Origin of the sequence: Filimonas zeae (assembly GCF_014641615.1) — a bacterium.
In the GTDB taxonomy this organism is placed as follows: Bacteria; Bacteroidota; Bacteroidia; order Chitinophagales; family Chitinophagaceae; genus Filimonas; species Filimonas zeae.
In genome coordinates this window covers 1178204-1194833 of the sequence record NZ_BMIB01000004.1, presented here as the reverse complement: position 1 = coordinate 1194833, position 16630 = coordinate 1178204, and the positions used below count along the sequence as shown (strand labels likewise).

Annotated in this window: 11 protein-coding genes; 8 read left to right on the top strand and 3 right to left on the bottom strand. The window is 46.0% G+C overall.

Going from position 1 to position 16630, the window contains the following annotated elements; translation table 11 throughout:
• Positions 1 to 9: 9 nt before the first annotated feature.
• From IEY13_RS23455 to IEY13_RS23430, 6 genes are read left to right on the top strand one after another with little or no spacing between them, the layout of a single operon-like run.
• A complete protein-coding gene (locus tag IEY13_RS23455) occupies positions 10 to 1479 on the top strand; it encodes a DUF3375 domain-containing protein (RefSeq protein WP_188956833.1) in 1470 nt (489 codons plus the stop codon).
• Positions 1480 to 1489: 10 nt separating this feature from the next.
• Positions 1490 to 2092, top strand: coding sequence for a DUF4194 domain-containing protein (locus tag IEY13_RS23450; protein ID WP_188956832.1), 603 nt, complete (start codon positions 1490 to 1492; stop codon positions 2090 to 2092).
• Positions 2058 to 5450 (top strand): ATP-binding protein, encoded by a 3393-nt coding sequence (locus IEY13_RS23445; protein ID WP_188956830.1) that lies wholly within the window; start codon positions 2058 to 2060, stop codon positions 5448 to 5450. The genes IEY13_RS23450 and IEY13_RS23445 overlap by 35 nt, the downstream gene beginning before the upstream one ends.
• Before the next feature lie 56 nt (positions 5451 to 5506).
• Entirely contained in the window at positions 5507 to 6073 is a 567-nt protein-coding gene (locus IEY13_RS23440; protein ID WP_188956828.1) for an NADPH-dependent FMN reductase, read from the top strand.
• Between the two features lie 4 nt (positions 6074 to 6077).
• On the top strand, positions 6078 to 6542 hold the full coding sequence (locus tag IEY13_RS23435; protein ID WP_188956826.1) for a TspO/MBR family protein: 465 nt from the start codon (positions 6078 to 6080) through the stop codon (positions 6540 to 6542).
• Positions 6543 to 6562: 20 nt separating this feature from the next.
• On the top strand, positions 6563 to 6790 hold the full coding sequence (locus tag IEY13_RS23430) for a hypothetical protein (protein WP_188956824.1): 228 nt from the start codon (positions 6563 to 6565) through the stop codon (positions 6788 to 6790).
• Between the two features lie 6 nt (positions 6791 to 6796).
• On the opposite strand, the gene IEY13_RS23425 is transcribed toward IEY13_RS23430, so the two are convergent.
• From IEY13_RS23425 to IEY13_RS23415, 3 genes are all read right to left on the bottom strand, one after another.
• Positions 6797 to 7522 (bottom strand): phytanoyl-CoA dioxygenase family protein, encoded by a 726-nt coding sequence (locus IEY13_RS23425; protein ID WP_188956822.1) that lies wholly within the window; start codon positions 7520 to 7522, stop codon positions 6797 to 6799.
• A gap of 5 nt (positions 7523 to 7527) precedes the next feature.
• Positions 7528 to 7950, bottom strand: coding sequence for a hypothetical protein (locus IEY13_RS23420; RefSeq protein ID WP_188956820.1), 423 nt, complete (start codon positions 7948 to 7950; stop codon positions 7528 to 7530).
• A 67-nt stretch (positions 7951 to 8017) separates the two neighbouring features.
• A complete protein-coding gene (locus tag IEY13_RS23415) occupies positions 8018 to 8752 on the bottom strand; it encodes a YqjF family protein (RefSeq protein WP_188956818.1) in 735 nt (244 codons plus the stop codon).
• Positions 8753 to 8994: 242 nt separating this feature from the next.
• On the opposite strand from IEY13_RS23415, the gene IEY13_RS23410 reads away from it, so the two are divergent.
• A complete protein-coding gene (locus tag IEY13_RS23410) occupies positions 8995 to 13146 on the top strand; it encodes a hybrid sensor histidine kinase/response regulator (RefSeq protein WP_188956816.1) in 4152 nt (1383 codons plus the stop codon).
• A gap of 272 nt (positions 13147 to 13418) precedes the next feature.
• Positions 13419 to 16619: a SusC/RagA family TonB-linked outer membrane protein gene (locus IEY13_RS23405; RefSeq protein WP_188956814.1), complete on the top strand. Its 3201-nt coding sequence runs from the start codon at positions 13419 to 13421 to the stop codon at positions 16617 to 16619.
• Positions 16620 to 16630: the final 11 nt, after the last annotated feature.

Here is a 16630-nt window from a genome sequence, read left to right as displayed (position 1 = left end):
GTAACGCGTATGCCAGGTTCAGAGATCGCTTTTACGATAGAAAATTCCCCATCGGTGCAAATGCTGCGTATGCGCAATGCACACTGGGTACTGCCTTTTTTATACCAGGTATTTAAAGATGCCAACCTCTTTTCTATTCAGGAACCCCAGCTGGTAAGCATGCTTGCCGAAACCCTGAGTACCCATGCCGATGGTACCGAGGATATTGAGGAAGCCCGTATTGAGTTTGGAGAGGATGAAGAAAGCCGCGCCCGTAAATACCTGCTTAACTGGGTGCAGAAGCGCCTGTTACAGGATTTGCCCGGCCCTGAGGGGGAAGTATTATACCAGCTGAGCGCCCATACCGAAAAGCTGTTTCAGTGGTTGCAGAGCTTACAGAAACGTCAGTTTATAGGTACGGAAAGCCGTTTTAAAATGCTGTTCTCCTCCCTGCGTGATATGGTGGAGAAAACAGAGGACGACCGCGTGCGCCGCCTGGAAGAACTGAAAAACCGCCGTGCAGAAATAGACAAAGAGATAAAAGCCCTGGAAATGGGCGCCCCTGTGGAGGTATATAGCAACGCCCAGGTACAGGAGCGGCTGGAATTATTTACCCGCCTCTGTTACGAACTCATCAGCGATTTCCGGGAGGTAGAGGATAACTTCAAACAAATTCACCGCGACATAGTAGAGCAGCACACCCGTGCTGAACTGAATAAAGGCGCCATTATCGGCTATGCCTTCGAGTCGTACGATTCGCTCCGCAACAGCGATCAGGGTAAGAGCTTTTATGCGTTTTACGACTTTCTGATTTCCCGCGCCGGGCAGGAAGACTGGCGTAACCTTACCGATGAGTTGATGCAGCTGCTGAACGAGCGTGTGATTGATGCAGATTATAACTTTTTACAGAATATTAAATCGCTGTTGTTACAACAGGGGCGTGCCGTATACGATGCCAACGATAGAATGGCAGAAAAGCTGAGCCGTATTATTACCGAAAAAGAAATTGCTTTTCACCGCCGCTTACGTCAGCAGATCAGCAACATTAAAGAGCTGGTGTTTGAGCTGATGGATGAAGAAGAGGAAATACCGGTTGGTATACCCATTGACCAATCCGCCGAGATAAAACTATCCATGGACCGGCGGCTTACCACCGAGCAGAAAAAAGCAGCCGGTATAATTAAGCAGCCATTATCGGGCGAGGAAAAGATTGGGGATATGGAGCGCTTTAACCGCATGCTGAATACCAGTTTTGTGGATAAGAAAAAGCTTTGGGGTAAGGTAGAAACGCTGTTGAAGCAACAGGAAACCGCTACCCTGAAAGAGGTGGTGGAGAAAACAGGGCTGGAAAATGGCATTGCCGAAATAGTAGCCTACTATAGCTTTTTGCGTGATAAAGGCAGCCGTGTACAGATTATGAAAAACATAACCGAACACATACCTGTAAATGAGCAGCAGACTAAGTTTATAGAAGTGCCTTATCTGTTGTTTAGTAAATAGAAAAGAACGAATGAACATACCAGACAAAATATTACCCTATACACCGGTGTTTATCAAATTACTGAAAGGGCCGGTGGAGTATGTGGAAAAATCAGCCTGGGAAAGGCTGTTACAATACAAAACGGAACTTACCCGTTTTGTGCAGCAACTGGGGCTTACGCTGGTGCTGGATGAAGAGGATGGCTACGCCTATCTGAAGCATACCATTAGTGAAGAGGATGAAGCAGGCGTAAGCTGGATGCAGCGCCGCCCACTTACCTACGACGAAAGTGTATTGCTGGTACTGCTGCGCGATATGATGGCGGAGTTTGAAGTAGGAGAGGTTACCAACAGAGAACTGATAAAAAAGCGCCGCGAGATAAAAGAATATGCAGAACTGTTTTTTAAAGAAAACGCCAGCCGGGTAAAGTTTGTGAAAGAGCTGGACCGGCTGATTGACCGGGCAGAAGAGAACGGCTTTCTCGACAGAATTGAAAACAATGATATATCTGACGAGCAGAAGTTCCGCATTAAAAAGATTATCAAAGCCAGAGTAGACGGCGAAATATTAGACCAGTTTAAGCAACAATTGAGCGAACATGCAGCTAAACGTATTCAGCACCGACAGTCATAAATCCGGTTTTCGCCTTCAGTATATGGAAGTGTTTAACTGGGGCACCTTCGATGGGGTAATACATAGCATACGGCCGGGGGGCGAAACCTCCCTGCTTACCGGTTCTAACGGTAGCGGTAAAACTACATTTGTAGATGCCCTGCTTACGTTGATAGTGCCGGAAAAAAAGTATCGTTTTTACAACCAGTCATCCGGCAGTGAAAAAAAGGGCGACCGTACCGAGGAAACCTATGTACTGGGTGGCTATGGTACTATTAACAGCGATACCACAGGCACTACCAAAACGCTGTACCTGCGCGAAAGCAAAGACGAGGCCTACAGCATACTGCTGGCACATTTTGCCAACGAAGCACAGCAACTGGTAACCTTGTTTCAGGTGCGCTATTTTACCGGTGGCGATATGAAGCGCATGTTTGGTGTGGCGCACAAAGCTTTAAAAATAGAGGACGACTTTAAGCCGTTTGACCTGGGGGGCGACTGGAAACGCAGAATTGACAAACAGTATAATAAAAGCAGCAGCCGCAAACAGGTAGAATGGTTTTCGGCTGCCAGTGGTTATGCGCAACGGTTAACCGAAGTGCTGGGCATGCAAAGCCTGCAAGCCTTAAGTCTGTTTAACCAAACGGTAGGTATTAAAGTGCTGGGTAACCTGGATGAGTTTATCCGCATGCACATGCTGGAACCGCGCAACATGGAAGAGCAGTTTCTGGATCTGAAAAAACACCTGGGTACTTTGCTGGAAGCTCAAAGGAATATTGAAAAAGTAGAGGAGCAGATTAAGTTGCTGCAACCACTGGGGCAGCTGTTTACCAGCCACCAGCAAAACCAGCAGCAGCTGCAACACCTGAAGCAGCAGGCTGAAACTGCTACTATCTGGAACCGCTATACCCGTCACCACCTTTTGCACGAAACGATACAGCAGTCGCAGGTTACGTTAGCCGATTTGCAGCAGAAGCTGGAAGCGGCAAAAAAAGAAACCGATGAGTTAATAGAAGAGGAGCGTGTAACCCGCAACCAGATAGACCAGAACAAAGCCGGCCAGCGTTTGCAGCAACTGGAAAAAGACCTGGACGATACCCGCGACAAACTAAAACAGGCAGAAACCTCATTAACCTTATTCAGCGACTGGTGCGATACCCTGCATTTATCTGAAACAAGTGTAACAGACGAAGCAGGCTATAAAAGAATAAAGAACGAAGCGCACAAAGCAGGTTTGCGTATTGAACGCGAAACCCGGTTAAATGAGGATGATGAGTTTGACAGCCGCAGTTTATTAACAAAGGGTGGGCAGGAAAAGGATGATATTGAAAGGGAGTTAAATGCGCTGTTGCATAGCCGCAATAACATTCCTGCCAACCTGATTCAGATGCGGAAAGAACTGTGCGACTCTTTAAAAATAGATACCAGTGAATTGCCCTTTGCGGGAGAGCTGATGCAGGTAAAGTCTGAAGAGATGGCCTGGCAACCGGCACTGGAAAAGCTGTTGCATGGGTTTGCCTTGCGCCTGCTGATACCCACCCATCATTATAAGCGGGTAAATAAATACGTTAACAATACCAACCTGCGTGGCAGGCTGGTGTATTATCATGTTATTGATTCTGCGTTACAGCAACATGCCGATAGCGGTACGGTATATTATAAGCTGGATTTTCACCCTGAACATCCCCTTGCTGACTGGGTGGAGCAACAGGTGGTGCAGCAGTTTTCATACAGCTGCCTGGATGATGAAAAAACACTGGAACGTTACGACAGAGCCATTACCCTGCACGGCTTAATTAAAAACCGTGACCGGCATGAGAAGGATGACCGCCCGCATAGAAATGATGCAGGCAGTTATGTAATGGGCTGGAATAACGAAAAGAAAAAAGAAACGCTGATACGTAAACGTAATCAGCTGGCCGATACCATTGCCCTGGCAGAAGAAACCCTGCAACGTTGTAAGCGTAAAAAGGATAAACTGAATAAAGAGTTTATGGCTTTAGGCCGCCTGCAACAACATGGAGGTTTCGCTGAAATTGATGTGGCCGCCTTACAGCGTGCCATCCGCACTATTGAAGAGCAGATGAAATCGCTCAGCCAGAGCAATAACCAGTTAAAAGAGCTGACGAAGCAACTGGAAGAGTTACAGCAGAAGCGCGCTGCACTGGAGAAGTATAGAGAGGAGTTGTTTGCACAGCGTACTACGCGGCAGAACGACGTTAACAGAATGGTAGCTGAACAGGAAAACCTGCGTGATCTGCTACAGTTTATCAGAGAAGAAGATAAAGACAAGCTGTTACAGTTTCAACAGTCGTATACAGAACAGATAGGTACACCTGCACTGGATACCATTGATGGTATTTATGATAGCTTAAAGGTATTAATAGGCAATGGCGTAGAACGCTTACAGGATACCGTACACCGCGAAGAAACCCAGTTGAATAAAGCCATTAACCGCATCAAAAACCCATCACAGGATTTACAGCAACGCTTTCCCGACTGGGTGGGCGATGTGCAACAGTTTCCGGAAGACGCGGCCTATACTATTGAATACGTGGAATGGCTGGGTAAGCTTGAGTCGGAAAACCTGCCCCGCTTTAAAAAGGATTTTGAGCGTTACCTGCACGAAACCATGGTATACAAAATGGGCGAGCTGAGTGAGGAACTGGAAAACTGGGAGCGTAGTATTAACAACAGCATTATTAAACTGAACCAGAGCTTAGGCGGCATCAATTTTAACCGACTGCCTGATACTTATATACAACTGGGCAAACGTTCTGTAACAGATACTTCCGTAAAAGAATTCCGGAATAAGTTGCTGGAAGCACTGCCACAGGCAGCCAACTGGCAGCAGAATAGTTTTGAGGACAAAGCCTGGCATTTCCGCAACAAGGTGCAGCCGCTTATTGCCAGCCTGGACGAAAGCGAAAGCTATCGCGCCCGTGTGCTGGATGTACGCAACTGGTTTGAATTCTGGGCCGATGAAAAATATAGAAATACAGACGAACTGAAGAAAACCTACCGCCAGATGGGCCAGCTGTCGGGTGGTGAAAAAGCGCAATTGACATACACCATTCTTTGTAGCGCCATTGCCTATCAGTTTGGCATTACACGCGAGGGTAGCAACAGTAAAAGCCTCCGCTTTATTGCCGTAGATGAAAGCTTCAGTAATCAGGATGAAGAAAAAGCGACTTACCTGATGGAGCTGTGTAAGCAACTACATCTACAGCTGCTGGTAGTAACGCCCAGTGATAAAATACAGATAGTGCAGGACTTTATTGCACATGTACACCTGGCCCAGCGTATTAACAACCGCCATAGCGAGATGTATAACATGACAATGAAGGAACTAAAGGAGAAAATAGAAGAAGTGGAATAATGTGTATGGCACATCTGGTATGATCTTTTCGGGTACTAAACCCTAATCTATACCATATGAGCACAAATCTGCATATAGTGGCGCTTTGCGGCAGCTTACGAAAGGAATCCTACAATTTGTATTTGCTTCAGGCAGCCCAACAGTTGCTACCCGAAGAAGTAAGTATGGAAATTGTTTCTATAGCAGATTTGCCGCTGTACAATCAGGATCTGGACCTGCCCGCTGCCCAGGAGCGCCCGGAAGCGGTTACCGCTTTCCGCGATAAACTGGCTAAGGCAGAGGGCTTCCTTATCGCTTCGCCCGAATACAACTACTCTATACCGGGCGGTTTGAAGAATGCGATTGACTGGGCTTCGAGGGGTAAAGATTCCCCACTCCTGAAAAAACCGGTGGCTTTAATAGGCGCTACTATCAGCTTATGGGGTACGGTGCGTATGCAGCTGGCTTTTGAGCCCATTTTTTTAACCATGAATATGGCGGTGGTGCAACAGCCGGAAGTATTGGTAGCGGAAGCCTCAAAGAAGATAGCAAAAGACGGAACGGTAACGGACGAAACCACCCGCTCGCTTCTACAGCAGAAGCTGGTGAATCTGAAGCAAATGATATTGCTGCAAAAAAAATAACAATATGAAGTGGGGCAAGCTAATTATATCTCTGGCCATTCCGCTGGCGGTAGGTGCGGTGGCAGGTATAGCCACCAGTAGCAACGTAGATACCTGGTATCCACAATTGAACAAGCCTTCCTTTAATCCGCCCAACTCCGTATTCGGGCCGGTATGGACGGTGTTGTATATACTCATGGGCATCAGCCTGTATCTGATATGGCGCATGCCTGTTTCTTTTGCCCGTAACAATGCGCTGCGTCTGTTCTTTTTTCAGCTGGCGCTGAATTTCCTCTGGTCTTTCCTGTTTTTTGAGTGGCATCTGATCGGCTGGGCTTTAACAGACATAGTATTGTTGCTGGTAAGCATCTTGTTTTGCATTGCCCTGTTCAGGCGCGTGCAGCGGATAGCAGCCTGGTTGTTTGTGCCTTATCTGTTATGGGTAAGCTTTGCTACCGCGCTTAACTTTGCCATTTATCGTTTAAACTAAGCAGCAGCAAACCAGCGCATATGAAACGGTATAAAAACCTCTCGGGCAATTCAGGTGTGCTGTTATATGAGGCAGGTGCTGATTGCATACACATTCGTTTCAGAGGCTCTGATGGTGTATATGTATACAATTACCACAAACCGGGTAAGCGGCATGTGGAAGCCATGAAAAAGCGGGCGCAGGAAGGGAAGGAATTAAGCACCTATATTTCCCGGTATGTAAAAGATAATTATGCCGATGTATTATAACAGTTATTAATAGCTGGCCATTTCACTCCATTGCAAGGGGGCAGGTAGTTGCTGCCTGCTGAATTCAATATGCACCACCCGGCGCTGGTGCTGGTTAACTGTTCTGCCAGATGCATGCAGCAGCAACGGCTTCATTAACATCACACCACCGGCAGGCACTTCGCAGATGGTTTCTTTTTCTTCCTGCCAGTCAATGGTTTCGGGTCGGTAAACACCTTTGGCATGTGAGCCGGGTATCACTTTAAGCGCCCCATTGTCGGCGGTGGTATCATCCAGGTGTATACGGATAGTGAAATTGTCTTCCAGCAGCGGGAGGGGTGGCTGTACCGCAAACTGTTGTTGTTTTACCGTCCAGGGGCCAAAGCCTTCTGTTTCTATCTTTTCCTTTACGGAAATGGTGAGGTCCTGATGCCAGGCAACAAACCAGTTAGATTGGGCGGGCTTATCAAAGTAAATAGACTTCACTACAAAGTAGCCATCTCCGAATATCTGCGCGATTAATTGTTGCAGTGCCGGGGTAAAAATCAGTGGCATTGCCTGCGGCAATTCTTTTAAAAACTGACGGATAGCAAACAGGTCATCAGACTTACGAAAAGTAGAACGGGAAGAGTCTGCCTGCTGTATCATTGTTAACAGCGCGGCCACTGCTTCCCGTTCATAAATCCTGTCAATTACTGTAAATCCGTTTGTAGCAACTTCCTGTCTGTAAGCTTCTGTGGTTTGTATGCTCATAGCATCTATTGATGCCTGAAGATATAAACAATACTGGCAATACTGAGAACGGAGGAAGTAACCATCATAGCGCGGGCTACCTTACGGCTGCTGTTGTTGTAGCAGTAGTACGATTTACCCGTGTAGCGGCTGTTGATGGTATACTGCGAGTAATAGTAGCCTATAAAGGCTCCGATGATACTGAAACTGGTAAGCCAGCCAATAATAAGGCCCATTTTGTTGGCTGATTTTCCATTGTTCAGCAGCACTTCTTCTTCAGCAATCTTTTGTTTCCGGTAAATGTCAAGATCGTCTGGCAGTAATCCTCTTTTAGAAAGTTCGTTGGCAACAGCATTCAGCATTCGTGGGCTCCATTTGTCAATGTCGTAGATCATACGCAATAGGTCTGCGTCTGCCTTTGACCAGGCAATTTGTTCAAGATGTTCCATGCAGTAGGGTCGTTTTAAAAATCCACTCAAATATACCAGGCAACCTTAAACGACCCTCCCCCTATAATCAGGCGGGTTCTTTATCCCACGCAACCACTTGTACCCCCTCCGAGTAGTGTGAAAGTACCGGAGGCGTATCGGTGGTAAGCAAGGTTTCGCCCGCTTTATATTCTAATAATAGCTTGTGTATGGTTACGGGCTGCATGGGCCACTCTGCATGGTGAATATTGTAACGGAAGAGTTGTTTTTGCAGCGGCACATACAGGCAATACCGCTCGGTTAAAAACAGGTCCAGCGGTGTTTTGGTTACCGGTGCAGCAGAAAGCGTGTATTCGGCATGCAGGTGAAACTGCTTTTTATGGTTTACCGAGGCGTAGGTGTGCAGGTTGTTGTGCAACGAACGCAGAATGGTAGACTTTTCATAAGGCAAACCGGAAATACTGCGCGATAAAAATACCGACAGGGCTTTTTGTGCTTCAATGTTAATAAAGAACACGCCTGGCTTATTGTTTTTGGTTACATACGTGCGCACGTTAATTTCATGAAAGTCAGAAACCGGTTTAAAAAACGGCAGATGCTTTGGCCGTATCTTCTGCATGGTAAAAGCCACTACTGAAATCCACGCCTTCCCTTCAAATATATCCAGCTGGGTACCTTCAGGAATAACGGCACGCAACGCTTCAGGGTCTACCGGCCAGTGCAGAAACAGCGATTTATTCCATTCCTGGTAATATTTCCAGTTGGTAGTGGGTAAGGGCCATGGACGGTGAGCGCTGTTTTGTAAAATGGCGGGAATACTCATGTAAACTGCTTTTCTGAGGAAGTGAAATTACTGATTCTGGTCATTTTTACGGGCCTCGCCTGTTGGTTGCAGCGTAAATAGAGACGATAAATGTTTACACAATAAAACAGGAAAGCGTAAAATAAGGTGCTTGCCGGTTAAAATTGAGTAAGCTTTTCTTGCCGCCGGCGGTTATATTTGGGGGTATTGCTATCGGTTGTAATTGTTGTATGAAAGTGTGAACTACTGCTTAAATGTGTAAGATGATACTGACTGCTATTGAAAATAAAACACGTCTGTGTTTTGTGATGTTGTGCATGTGGATATGCCTGGGAATGCATTTTCAGGCAGTGGGGCAGAACGTACAGGTACAATATCTGGGTATAGAACAAGGCTTGTCTAATAACTCTATCACCTGCATTAATCAGGATAGTAAAGGCTTTATGTGGTTTGGAACTTTTGATGGGCTGAACCGCTACGATGGCTACAGCTTTAAAGTATTCCGTAACCGCCTGGGCGATTCTGCCACATTAATTGATAACCGCATTACCGCAGTTTGTGAAGACAGCCGCAACAATATATGGGTGGGCACCAAAAAGGGCCTGAGCATTTACTGTAATATCAAAGACTATTTTTCTACTTTATATTATCAACCCAATGGCTCAACGCAAAAGGTGCCGGTGCACGTATCCGTAAACGAAATCCGCAAAACTGCCGGAGGTGCCATGCTGGTGGCTACCGCAGGTTTGGGTTTGCTGAAGTTTGATGGGGGAAAACTGGCTAAACAGATTCCCTGCCATGCCAAGGGAAAAGTAATATGGAATTACTACGCACAGGGTATTGACTTTGATTCGGCCAATCAGACCTGGGTAATGGTGCACAGTGTGGGTCTTTGCCGCTTTAACAGCCAGATGGCAAGGCTGGAGGTAACAGGCAGCAGCATTCATTCCGCTACCTGTATGGTGGCTGGCAAAAACGGTATGATGTGGCTGGGTACAGACAGAGGGCTGGCAGCATTTAATACCAGCAACAATACGTTGCAAATGTATAACGAGCAGCAGGGACTGCTTTCTGACCGTAAGATTGCCGGCTTGTGCATGGACAAAAAAGGGTTGTTATGGATTGCTACCGATGGTGGCGGAGTGAATATACTCAACACCCTTACCGGAAGCTTTACCTACATGCAGCCGGAAAACGGTAAAACAGGTATTAACAGCAATGCTATCTATGCTATATATGAAGACAAGGAAGAGCGTAAATGGATTGGTACCCTGCGTGGAGGCATTAACCTGATTGACCGGAAGAAAAACCGCTTTTCCACCATCAGTCACGACCCCTTCACGGCTAACAGTGTGGTGAATGATTTTATACTTTCCTTTTGCGAAGATGAGCAGCAGAACATCTGGATAGGTACCGATGGTGGCGGTGTAAGCTGCTGGAACCGCCAGCGCAACCAGTATACCAGTTACAAACATAAAGCAGGGCAGCCGGGAACGCTCAGCAATAATTTTGCTACCAGTATTGTAAATGATTACCACAACAATATATGGATAGCTACCTACGGCGGAGGCATTAACCGTTTTGATGCTGCTACGCACACGTTTAAAAAGTATACCTGCTTTAATGAGAAGAATCAGTACGAAGATTGCTATGTGTGGCAGTTGTATGAAGATCGGTTGCACAACCTGTGGGCGGGCACCTGCTCTTCCGGCAGATTATATAAGTATAACCGTACTGCTGATAAGTTTGAAGTGTTTGATGATAGAATAAGAGATGTAATAAGCCTTGCAGAAGACCGGAGCGGAAACCTTTGGGCAGGCAATTTTAATACGCTTGTCAGAATAGATACCCAGAAAAACAATCATCGTTTTTATACTGTGAACTTCCCTGTCCGCTTTTTCCATCAGGATAAAGCCAACCGCTGCTGGGTAGGAACGGAAGGAGGTGGGTTGCTGTTGTTGCATCCGGAAAAGGGCGATTGGGAAGTAATATCGGAAAGTGAAGGGCTTAGCAATAACTCTGCACTGAACATGTTGGAAGATGTACATGGCCAGTTATGGATAAGCACGTTTAACGGCCTTTGCCGCTTTGACCCTGATACCCGCCACTTTACTAACTTCTATGGTTCTGATGGTTTGCAAACCAATCAGTTTAACTACAACGCTGCGCTAAGACTGCAAAGTGGGGAGTTGCTTTTTGGCGGCATTAAAGGGTTCAATTTGTTTTCGCCGGATAGCGTTCGTGCAGCTGGTGGTATGCCCGATCTGCTGGTAACCGGTATGCGCATTAACAATCAACCTGCGGGGAAAGATAATTTTATTAAAGACGGTAAATCCGTATACGATGTAGAGGTGATACGCCTGCCTTACGATAAGGCGGTACTGTCTGTTGATTTTGCTGCACTGGAATATTCTGCACCCGATAAAATATCCTATGCCTATTATATGGAAGGGTGGGATAAAGACTGGACCTATGGCAAACTACGCACCGCCAACTATTCCCGCCTGCGCGATGGAAATTATGTGTTACATATTAAATGCACTAATGCCGAAGGGGTATGGAGCCGTAATGAGCGGGTAATTATAATACAGGTGCTGCCGCCCTGGTACAGAAGCTGGTGGGCCTGGTGTTTATATATAGGCTTGTCAGTATTGCTGGTTCGTACCTGGTTATTATATCAAAAGCGGCAGGAGCGTTTGAATTATGAAATAAAGCTGGCGCACCTGAAAATGGAAAAAGAGAAAGAGTTGAACGAACGCAAGCTTTCTTTCTTTACCCATGTATCGCACGAGTTCAGAACACCGCTTACGTTAATCATTAACCCGGTAAAGGAACTGCTGTACAGTTCCGGCAAAGAGGCAGACCCGGAAAATCTGAACGTGGTATACAGAAATGCAAAACGGTTGCTAAGCCTGGTAGATCAGTTGCTGCTGTTTAGAAAAGCTGATTCTGAGGAAGACAGTCTGCGTATTGCCAAACTGAATTTTTATGAGTTATGTTATGAGGTATATCTGTGTTTTATACAACAGGCTAAAAACAGACGTATACATTACACCTTCTCCTGCAATAATCATGCACTGGAAGTGTATGCCGATAGGGAGAAGATGGAGATAGCGCTGTTTAATTTGTTATCCAACGCCCTCAAGTTTACACCAGACGGTGGCCATGTCCAGTTTTTGGTAGAAGAAACGCTCAATCAGTTTGTAGTAAAAATTACAGACAGTGGTTGCGGTATTGCCGCACACGCCGGTAATAAAATATTTGATAAGTTTTACCAGGCAAAAGATGCAGGTAAGGCAGTGAAGCCAGGTTTTGGTATAGGACTATTTTTAGTAAAAAACTTTATTGAAGCACATAAAGGCACTATCACCTACCAGAACAATGAGAAGGCAGGCACCACTTTCAGTATAGCGTTAAACAAGGGCAGGGAGCATTTTGCAGGCCGTATTATTTTTGAGGAAGTAACAGAGAACGCCGTTTTTCTGGAAGAGTTGATGGAAGAAGTAATTGCGGAGAAGCCGCTGGTAAAAGAAGCCGCCAAACCGGTACTTGCAGAACCTGCTCCGCTGGTATCGGAAGAACAGACCATGCTGATAGTGGATGATAATGAGGAAGTAAGGCAATATATAGCCCGTTTGTTTAAGGATACCTTCCGGTTGTACGAGGCTGGTTCCGGCGAGGAAGGGCTGCAACTGGCGCAACAATATGGGCCTGATATTATTATCAGCGATGTGATGATGGGGGCTATGAGTGGTATTGAACTGTGCAGCCGCATTAAAGAAGAAGAGGCATTAAGCCATATTCCGGTAATTCTGTTAACCGCAGGTACCTCCACAGAAATTAAACTGAAAGGAGTAGAGTGTGGCGCAGACGATTACATTACCAAACCCTTTGATAAAGAAATACTGATGGCCAGGGTGGAAAGCCTGCTCCGGACCAGAACGCAGTTGCAACGTTATTTCTTTAACGAGATTACCCTGCAAAGTCACAGCCTGAAAGTACCGGAAGATTATAAAGCCTTTCTGGACAGCTGTATAGAGATTGTGGAGAAGCATATGGATGATGAAGAGTTTACCATTAAAACACTGGCTACGGCTATAGGCATGAGCCATTCTAACCTGTATAAAAAAGTGAAAGCTTTTTCCGGACAAACAGTAAGTAATTTTATACGTTTTATCCGGTTGCGTAAGGCAGCAGAATTATTTATTAATACTTCCTGCAATGTAAATGAGGTTACCTGCATGGTAGGGATTAATGATGCAAAGTATTTTCGTGAACAATTTTATAAACTGTTCGGTTGCAATCCCTCAGAATATATCCGTAAATACCGTAAACCTTTTCAGAAAACGATACGGCTGGACGAGCACGTTGTAAAAAGGAGCAAGTCGCGTATTTCATCAGGAAAAAAGCCTTAACCGGCAGAGTTCACCCCCTCAATTGGACGAGTTTGGCCCCGGCGCGAATGCATAAATCATACTTTTTTTACAGTAAGATTTATTTATTCATCTAAAAAATGTTTCATGATCAGCCAATGTAACCTGAAAAGCGCAGGGCCTTTTCCGCCAGCCTATAGCCTGTTCTCTTAAACCAATCAGCGCGTTTTATTGAATTGCAGCCCATGTGGAAAAAGCTGTGTTGCCTGCTAACAGGTGACGTGGCAGTTTATTAACCAAAACAACAGATTGCAATGAGTCATTCATTTTTAACAAATGTGTGGAGAGGCCTCCTTGTGTGTATACTTACCACGGGCCTTGCCATAACACAATTGTATGCACAGGACAACCGGATATTAGTTACCGGTACCGTCCGGTCGGACACCTCAGTACTGGAGAGCGCTATTGTACGCGCCAGATCCAATGCACGTATTACCACCCGTACCGATGAAAAAGGGTTTTATGCGCTACGTGTATTACCAACTGATACACTGGTGTTTTCTTTTATCGGTTATCAGCAGATAGAGGTAGCCGTAGAAAAACGCCCGGTAGTAGATGTGGTAATGAAAGCTGAAGACAATGGCCTGAACGATGTAGCGGTGGTAGGCTACGGTACCCAGCGTAAAGTAAGTATGGTAAGCTCTATTACATCCGTAAACCCCAAAGAGTTAAAAGGCCCCACAGGCAACCTTACTACCATGCTTGCCGGTAGAATATCCGGTTTAATTGCCTACCAGCGCAGCGGCGAACCAGGGGCAGACAATGCTTCGTTCTTTATTCGTGGGCTGGGTACGTTTGGCTCCGGTAAAGTAGACCCGCTGATTCTGATTGACGGCGTGGAATCCAGCGCCACCGATATGGCGCGTTTACAGCCAGATGATATCTCTTCTTTTTCTGTATTAAAAGATGCTACAGCGGCGGCGGTATATGGTGCCAGGGGAGCTAATGGCGTGGTACTGGTGCTTACCAAATCCGGTGCCTCCGGTAAAACCAGATTCAATTTCAGGGCAGAAAACTCTATGTCTACCAACACCCGGAACTTTAAGTTTTCTGACAATATCACCTATATGACATTGGCGAACGAGGCGGTGCTTACCAGAACCCCGGAGCAGATTCTGCCTTATTCCCAGAACAAAATAGACCATACCAGAGCAGGCGATAATCCGCTGCTGTATCCTAACAACAACTGGATTAACCTGTTGATAAAAGACCGCACTATGAACCAGCGTTTTAACTTAAACGTATCTGGTGGTGCACCCAATGCACAGTACTATGTGTCTGGTACTTATAACATTGATAATGGTATGCTGAAGGATAATAAGCTTAACAACTTCAGCAATAACATTAAACTGCGCAACTATGCTATCCGCTCTAACGTAAATCTGAAGTTTACGAAAACCACGGAGGCCATCATTCGCCTGTACGGGCAGTTTGATGATTACAGCGGTCCTGTTGGTGGATATGATGGCAATGGTAACCGTATTAATGGCGGGCAGCTGGTATTTGCCAGGGCTATCTGGTCTAACCCCGTTATGTTCCCGGCTATTTATCCGTCATCCTATCATCCCATTGCCAAACACCCGTTGTTTGGTAACGCACTGGTGCCGGGTACCAACACGCTGTATATGAACCCCTATGCTCTTTCTCTGTCTGGGTTTCAGCAGTATAATACGTCTACCATGCTGGCACAGCTGGAGCTGAAGCAGGACCTGAGTGCTGTTACACCTGGCCTGAACGTGCGTACTATGGCGTATACCAACCGGTATTCCTATTTCGATCTGTCGCGACAGTACAATCCATTCTACTACTCTCCCAGCACCATCGATGGTAAATCGGTAGAGCGTATCATCGCCCTTAACGATGGTTCGGCTTCTTCGGTAGGGCTGGTAGGTACGGAATACCTGAACTACTATGAAGGCCGTAAATTATTAAACACTACATTTTATGTAGAAGCTGCTGCCAACTACAGTCACCTGTTTGATAAGCATGCTGTATCGGGTATGGTAATAGGCATTATGCGCAGCTACCAAACGGCCAACGCAGGTAACCTGCAGGCTTCCCTGCCAGCCAGAAACTCCGGCGTATCAGGCAGGTTTACTTATGGTTACGATAACCGCTACCTGGCAGAGTTTAACTTTGGCTACAACGGTTCTGAGCGTTTTGCATCCTCCAGCCGCTTCGGCTTTTTCCCTTCATGGGGTGTAGGCTGGAACGTAAACAACGAAAGCTTCTTTGAACCCCTTACCGATGTTGTTTCCAAATTTAAACTCCGGGCTACTTATGGCTTGGTAGGTAACGACCAGATAGGCAATACGGGTGACAGGTTCTTTTATATGTCTAACGTAAATATGAACGACGGAGGCTATGGCGCTCAGTTTGGACAGGATTATGCTTACTACCGCCCTGGTGTTTCTATTTATCGTTATGCCAACGATAAAATTACCTGGGAGCTTTCACGACAGATTAATATAGGTACAGATATCAGCCTGTTCCGTTCCATCAACATTATTATAGATGCTTATAAGCAATACCGCTCCAACATCCTTATGTCACGCTCTTATGTGCCCACTACTATGGGGCTGGCGGCAAACGTATCGGCCAACATAGGTAAGGTAGAAAGTCAGGGTATTGATGTGTCGGTAGATTACAATAAAGAGCTGGGTAATAAATGGTGGATTCAATCCAGAGGCAACTTTACCTATGCTACCAACAAGATAAAAGTGTATGACGAACCGATATGGGGTAACGAGCTGTCGTATCTGTACCGTGCGGGGCATAGCACCAGCAAAACGTTTGGGTTTCTGGCAGAACGCCTGTTTAATGATGATGTTGAAGCAGACAATTCCCCCCGGCAAAGCTTCAGCAGTGTGCAAAGGGTAATGGGTGGTGATATCAAGTACCATGATATGGATGGTGACGGACAAATCACCAATAACGACAGGGTACCTATGGGCTATCCTACTAACCCTGAAATTGTATATGGTTTCGGGTTCTCTGTAGGGCATGGCGCTTTAGATTTCAGTGCTTTCTTCCAGGGCGCTGCCAGAACATCCTTTTTTATCAATCCCGAAAACATATCGCCTTTTGTAGTAAACGGTGGTGCACAAAACGGATTGCTGGAGGTAATTGCCAGAGACCACTGGTCGGAAGACAACCGCAACAGCTATGCTTTGTGGCCAAGGCTCAGCAATTTCTTTGTATCTAACAATAACCAAACTTCCAGCTGGTGGCTGCGCAATGGCAAGTTTCTGCGCCTGAAAACCATGGAAATTGGTTACAACGTGCCGCAACACTTGTTACGCAAATGGGGCATAGGTGCTACCCGCATTTACGCCAATGGTTCTAACCTGTATACATTCAGCAACTTTAAGTTGTGGGATGTGGAAATGGGCGGTAATGGTCTGGGTTATCCTTTACAGCGTGTATTTAACATTGGTCTTAACCTGAGCCTGTAAGGGGTATTGTG

What these genes read in the sequence shown, in the direction of transcription:
- IEY13_RS23455 (WP_188956833.1), top strand. Translation starts at nt 10, where the DNA reads ATGCCAGGTTCAGAGATCGCTTTTACGATAGAAAATTCCCCATCGGTG.
- IEY13_RS23450 (WP_188956832.1), top strand. Translation starts at nt 1,490, where the DNA reads ATGAACATACCAGACAAAATATTACCCTATACACCGGTGTTTATCAAA.
- IEY13_RS23445 (WP_188956830.1), top strand. Translation starts at nt 2,058, where the DNA reads ATGCAGCTAAACGTATTCAGCACCGACAGTCATAAATCCGGTTTTCGC.
- IEY13_RS23440 (WP_188956828.1), top strand. Translation starts at nt 5,507, where the DNA reads ATGAGCACAAATCTGCATATAGTGGCGCTTTGCGGCAGCTTACGAAAG.
- IEY13_RS23435 (WP_188956826.1), top strand. Translation starts at nt 6,078, where the DNA reads ATGAAGTGGGGCAAGCTAATTATATCTCTGGCCATTCCGCTGGCGGTA.
- IEY13_RS23430 (WP_188956824.1), top strand. Translation starts at nt 6,563, where the DNA reads ATGAAACGGTATAAAAACCTCTCGGGCAATTCAGGTGTGCTGTTATAT.
- IEY13_RS23425 (WP_188956822.1), bottom strand. Translation starts at nt 7,522, where the DNA reads ATGAGCATACAAACCACAGAAGCTTACAGACAGGAAGTTGCTACAAAC.
- IEY13_RS23420 (WP_188956820.1), bottom strand. Translation starts at nt 7,950, where the DNA reads ATGGAACATCTTGAACAAATTGCCTGGTCAAAGGCAGACGCAGACCTA.
- IEY13_RS23415 (WP_188956818.1), bottom strand. Translation starts at nt 8,752, where the DNA reads ATGAGTATTCCCGCCATTTTACAAAACAGCGCTCACCGTCCATGGCCC.
- IEY13_RS23410 (WP_188956816.1), top strand. Translation starts at nt 8,995, where the DNA reads ATGATACTGACTGCTATTGAAAATAAAACACGTCTGTGTTTTGTGATG.
- IEY13_RS23405 (WP_188956814.1), top strand. Translation starts at nt 13,419, where the DNA reads ATGAGTCATTCATTTTTAACAAATGTGTGGAGAGGCCTCCTTGTGTGT.